8 protein-coding genes are annotated in these 5,127 nt (G+C 68.3%); 2 read left to right on the top strand and 6 right to left on the bottom strand.

Translation table 11 applies throughout. From position 1 onward, the window contains the following. A partial coding sequence (locus KZA10_RS07755; protein WP_218682574.1) for a zinc-binding dehydrogenase occupies positions 1-380 on the top strand: 380 nt, incomplete at its 5' end. A 73-nt stretch (positions 381-453) separates the two neighbouring features. Here the strand turns inward: KZA10_RS07755 and KZA10_RS07750 are convergent. From KZA10_RS07750 to KZA10_RS07725, 6 genes are all read right to left on the bottom strand, one after another. Further along, positions 454-642 (bottom strand): hypothetical protein, encoded by a 189-nt coding sequence (locus tag KZA10_RS07750; protein ID WP_218682573.1) that lies wholly within the window; start codon positions 640-642, stop codon positions 454-456. Between the two features lie 3 nt (positions 643-645). Further along, positions 646-834: a hypothetical protein gene (locus KZA10_RS07745; RefSeq protein WP_141386430.1), complete on the bottom strand. Its 189-nt coding sequence runs from the start codon at positions 832-834 to the stop codon at positions 646-648. Positions 835-943: 109 nt separating this feature from the next. After that, positions 944-1,336 carry a DUF1304 domain-containing protein gene (locus tag KZA10_RS07740; protein WP_127482541.1) on the bottom strand — a complete coding sequence of 131 codons (393 nt, stop codon included), beginning with the start codon at positions 1,334-1,336 and terminating at the stop codon, positions 944-946. 73 nt (positions 1,337-1,409) lie between these two features. Next, positions 1,410-2,300: a CPBP family intramembrane glutamic endopeptidase gene (locus KZA10_RS07735; RefSeq protein ID WP_218682572.1), complete on the bottom strand. Its 891-nt coding sequence runs from the start codon at positions 2,298-2,300 to the stop codon at positions 1,410-1,412. Continuing rightward, entirely contained in the window at positions 2,297-3,022 is a 726-nt protein-coding gene (trmB, locus tag KZA10_RS07730) for a tRNA (guanosine(46)-N7)-methyltransferase TrmB (protein ID WP_218682571.1), read from the bottom strand. The genes KZA10_RS07735 and trmB overlap by 4 nt, the downstream gene beginning before the upstream one ends. A gap of 47 nt (positions 3,023-3,069) precedes the next feature. Continuing rightward, positions 3,070-3,909, bottom strand: coding sequence for a DUF3097 domain-containing protein (locus KZA10_RS07725; RefSeq protein WP_218682570.1), 840 nt, complete (start codon positions 3,907-3,909; stop codon positions 3,070-3,072). Between the two features lie 122 nt (positions 3,910-4,031). Here KZA10_RS07725 and KZA10_RS07720 point away from each other — a divergent pair. Then, a partial coding sequence (locus KZA10_RS07720) for a TPM domain-containing protein (RefSeq protein WP_218682569.1) occupies positions 4,032-5,127 on the top strand: 1,096 nt, incomplete at its 3' end.

Here is a 5,127-nt window from a genome sequence, read left to right as displayed (position 1 = left end):
CTGCGCGCCTGACCGGCGGCGCGCCGATCGTCGCCGGTGTCGATTCCGTGGGCGGCTCGGCCTCCGGCGACGTGCTCTCGCTCCTCAGCGAAGGCGGCATGCTCGTCGCGTTCGGGGCGATGAACTCCCCCGTCATGGAGATCGCCTCCTCCGATGTGATCTTCAAGCAGGCCATCGTCAAGGGCTTCTGGGGCAGCAAGGTCATCCAGCAGCTCGACGCCGCCACGCGCGGGGCCCTGTTCGGCGAGCTCATCCAGCGCGTCACCGATGGGACGCTGACCCTCCCGGTCGCCGGCGTGTTCGACGCCGCCGATATCGCCGATGCCGTGCGTCTCAGCATGACGCCCGGCCGCGTGGGGAAGGTGCTGCTGCAGTTCTGATCGATCTGCCGCTTCGAAAGGGTCGTCCGCACACGGGCGGCCCTTTCGCATACCCGCCCTGCGGCGGCCGCGCTCAGTTGAGTTCGTCCGCCTCGGCGATCCTGTCGAGACGATCGACCAACAGGTATCCCGCGCTCTCCATCGCTGACGCCGCGTAGACCACGACACCTATCAGGATCACCGTGAACACGATGATCCCGGCGATGTTGCGGCGACGGGTGATGGTGATCACGAGCGCCGTCGCCACGCCGCCGATCGCCACTGTCTACCCGGCGATAGTGGCACACGCCATGCGGATCGCCGATTCGACGGTCAACGGGCCATAACTGTTGAGCAGTACCGCGAGCAGCACAGGTATGACGACCACGCTCAACACGAGGATCACCCGTCGGCGAGACCACCACGGCACGGGCCGGGCGAGAACCGGTGCGGTCTCCAGCGACAGTGTGCTCATCCCGTCACCCTAGTGAGGGCACTCCCAGGAGTCGAGTTCCCGCCGCCACGCCCCAATCGCGCGATCGGGTTGTGACCTCTCCCGCGACTGATTGCGACCCCAGCAGAGCTCAACCGATGGCGACGGCGATGGCCGTGGCGATGATCGCGAGCAGCGGAAGGGTTCCCTGCATCGCGGCGGCGCGGACCTTGGTGGAGTCCGACAGGACGAGCACCAGAGCAGCGGCGACCATCATGCCGGTGCCGGCGAACACGAGGGTCAGACCCACGGTCGCGAAGCCGACGATCGTCAGACCGATTCCGAGCAGCGCGGTCAGCGCGAGGAACAGGTTGTAGAAGCCCTGGTTGAACGCGAGCGCCTTCATCGTCACGGCATCCGCCTCGCTGGCGACGCCGAAGATCTTCCTCGTCTCGGGCTCGGTCCACTTCAGCGACTCGAGCGCGAAGATGAACACGTGGAACGCGGCGGCAGCCGCGGCGAGGACCAGACCGACGATGAGCATACGGCGATTGTCCCGCGCCGGGGTGCCGCACACCAAACGCCCCCGGGCACTCGGCGCGTCTCGATGTGCCGCTCTAGACCAGGAAGATCGACAGCAGTCCCGGGTTGTGCGCGTGCACCAGAACGGCGAAGACCACGGCGTCGAAGAGCAGGTGCACGGTGACGACGTAGGCGAGCGAGTGCGTGCGGAGGAAGATGTAGCCCTGCAGCAGGGCGAACGGAATGGTCAGCAGCGGTCCCCACTCGCGGTAGCCCAGTTCCCACAGGAACGAGACGAAGACGATCGCCTGCAGCAGGTTCGCGACGAGATCCGGGAAGTGGCGCCGCAGCAGAGCGAACACCGTGCAGATGAAGAACAGCTCATCCCAGATGCCGACAGCACCCACGCCGACGAAGAGTCTCGCGATGAGATCGGGCGTGTCGACCACCGGCCAGTTCTGGTACACGCCGCTGGTGATGAAGTAGAAGGGCAGGATCAGCCACCCGAGCACCAGCACCGCCACGAGCCAGCCCCACTGCAGCCGGCCCCAGCGCTTGTGGGTCCGCCAGGGGAAGCTGATCGCTCGGTCTCGGTAGACGAACCGAGAGATCAGGTACGGCACCACGACCGCCCCACCCAGTGCGAGGGTGAATCGCAGCATCGCGAGATTGTCGAGCTCTGCGGCCAACGGGATGATGCTCACGATCAGAAGGCCGATCGCGATCAGGGAGAGATCCCTCGTGAGAGACGGGGGCCGGTGCAGGCCGATCGCCCTCGCGCTCTCCCGGCGCGAACCCACGCTCACGACCTGGTCCTCGGGATGCCGACCCCGCTCGATCAGAGCGGCCACGGCGATGCCAGCCGCGAGCAGCGTCCAGCCGAGCCAGGGGATCTCCAGCACGAAGAACGCCGGAGCCGCGGCGCACACGAGCAGCGCCGGCACGAAGCTCCACCGCTGCCTCGTGTCGCGCCGCACGTCGGTCATGTGCGCGTCCTGCGCCGATAGACGAGGTCGCGGATGCCCCGCCCCTTGGCGATGCCCTTGCGCTCGAACGCGGTCATCACCCGTCCGTCGAAGCGATCTGCCCATTCTCCGTCGAATGCGCGCTCGAACGACGGCTCGGCATCGAGCACGTCGCGCATCTGCAGCGCATAGTCCTCCCAGTCCGTCGCGAGCCGCAGCAGTCCGCCGTCACGCAGTGCCCTCGCGGCGGTGTCGCCGAATCCGGGCCGCACCAGACGGCGCTTGGTGTGCTTCTTCTTGTGCCATGGGTCGGGGAAGAAGATCCACACCTCACGCGCGGCCGCCTCGGGCAGGAACGAGGCGAGCACCTCGGGTGCGTTGGCCTCGACCACGCGCAGGTTCCGGGCGCCCTCGCGATCGGCGTCGAGCATGGTCCGTGCGAGTCCGGCGCGGAACACCTCCACAGCGAGGAAGTCGTCGTCCGGGCGCGACGAGGCCGCCGCCACGATCGCATGCCCCTGCCCCGAGCCGATCTCGACATAGAGATCCGCCGAGCGTCCGTACTCGGTCGCGGGGTCCAAGCGCGCCTCGGGGTGCACTGAGGTCCAGGCGACATCGCGCGGCACATCGAGCAGATAGTGCGGGCCGAGCTCGGTGAAGGCGCGCTCCTGCGCGCCGGACATCCGGCCGCTGCGGCGCACGAACGAGACCGGCGCGTCTCGGAAGGTACGGGGTTCGGGCATGTTTCCAGGGTAGCCGTCGGCGTCGTGGCCTCCGGTGCCGCGGCGGCTCAGACCGCCGGCGCCGTGACGAAGTCGATGAGCTCCTCCACACGGCCCAGCAGCGCCGGTTCCAGGTCTCGATACGTCGTGACCTTGGAGAGGATGTGCTGCCAGGCGCGGGCGATGTCGGCCTGCGTCTCGTGAGGCCAGCCGAACGAGCGGCAGATCCCGACCTTCCACTCGATGCCGCGCGGGATCTCCGGCCACTTCGCGATGCCGAGAGCTCGCGGCGTCACGCACTGCCAGACGTCGACGAAAGGATGCCCGACGATGCGGAGATGGCGTCCGTGCGGGCCGCGCGCGACGGCGTCGGCGATCCTCGACTCCTTCGAGCCCGCGACGAGGTGATCGACGAGGACGCCGTAGCGTCGCGTCGCACTGGGCGGCTCGGCGGCCAGCAGATCATCGAGCAGATCCACGCCCTGGAGGAACTCGACGACCACTCCCTCGACCCGCAGGTCGGCGCCCCACACCTTCTCGACGAGTTCGGCATCGTGCTTGCCCTCGACGAGGATCCGACTGGGCAGGGCCACGCGGGCGCGCTGGTCGGCGACGACGAAGGAACCGGATGCCGTCCGGCGAGGTCCCTGCTCCTTCGCTGCGGGGACGACCAGCCGGACAGGTGCGCCGTCGATGAGGAACCCCCCGCCGAGGGGGAACAGGCGCCGGCGCCCGAGGCGGTCCTCCAGCTCGACGTTGCCGCCCTGCACTCGGGTGACCGCACCGCAGAAGCCGTCGTCGGCGACCTCGACCACGAGATCCGCCTCCGCCGCGACCTGTGGCACCTTCTTCGCGCCGCGGTCGCGCCAGCCCGTCGCCAGCACATCCGAACCGTACATGTCGTCCATGCCTCCCAGCGTATGTGTCTGCGCTGAGGGCGAACGGCGAACCCGCCGTGAGTGCTGTCGCGTGTCGGACGGAGTGCATAGACTCAAGGCATGGGGCTCGGCTGCCGGTCGGAGGGAACACGATGACGAAACGTTGGCTCGCGCTGGCCGCACTCACCCTCACTGCGGTCGCCGGGGCGTTCACCGCCTCCGCGGCATCCGCCACCGATCCGGTCACGCTCGACGCCGGCTACGTCACCGACCAGGCCGGAGTGCTGAGCGCCGACGAAGAAGCCACCGTCGAGGCCAGGCTCCAGGAGCTGACCAACAACTCGAACGCAGATCTGTTCGTCGTCCTCGTCGACGACTTCACCAATCCCACCGACAACGTGCAGTGGGCCAATACGGTCGCGCAGAACAACAACCTCGGCACCGAGCAGTATCTCCTCGCGATCGCCGTCGACGGGCGCAGCTACTACATCTCCGCTGCGCCCGACGGTCCGGTGAGCTTCGGCCAGCTCGACAGCATCGAAGACAAGATGGTCCCCTTCGCCGCAGACGGCGACTGGGTCGGAGCGATCACCCTCGCCGCCGACGAGATCCAGGGAGACGGGGGCGCCGGCGCACTGCGCATCGGACTGATCGTGGTCGCCGTCATCGCGGTGGCGCTTCTTCTCTGGCTCGTCATCGCCCTGGTGCGCCGCGCACGCCGCAGGGCCGAGATCCGCGAGCGCGGAGCCATGCCGGAGACGCCCGACCCCGCCGATCCCTTCTCTACCCTCACCGACCAGCAGGTCGAGACGCAGGCCGGACTCGCGCTCGTGCAGGCCGACAACGCCATCACCTCCAGCAGAGAGGAACTCGGCTTCGCCGTCGCGCAGTTCGGTGAAGGAGCGACCGAGGAGTTCACGCGCGTCGTCGACGCCGCGAAGGCGAAGATCTCCGAGGCCTTCGACCTCAAGCAGAAGCTCGACGACGAGATCGAGGACACGATCCACGACCGCAGGGCCTGGCACATCCGCATCATCCGGATCGCCGACGAGATCGACGACATCCTCGACGACAACACGGCGGCCTTCGACGCCCTCCGCAAGCTGGAGCAGAACGCCCCGCAGGAACTCGAGCGGGTCCGCGGTGAGCGCGCAGCCCTCGACCCCGTCCTCGCTTCGGCAGCTCCGGCTCTAGCCGCGCTGTCGACGACCTACGCCCCGGCGGCACTCGCGATGGTCGCAGACAACC

The sequence above is a fragment of the Microbacterium sp. BF1 genome, assembly GCF_019279095.1.
GTDB classification, from domain to species: domain Bacteria; phylum Actinomycetota; class Actinomycetes; order Actinomycetales; family Microbacteriaceae; genus Microbacterium; species Microbacterium maritypicum.
Note: the sequence above shows the minus strand (reverse complement) of the source record. Positions and strands in the feature narration are given on the sequence as shown.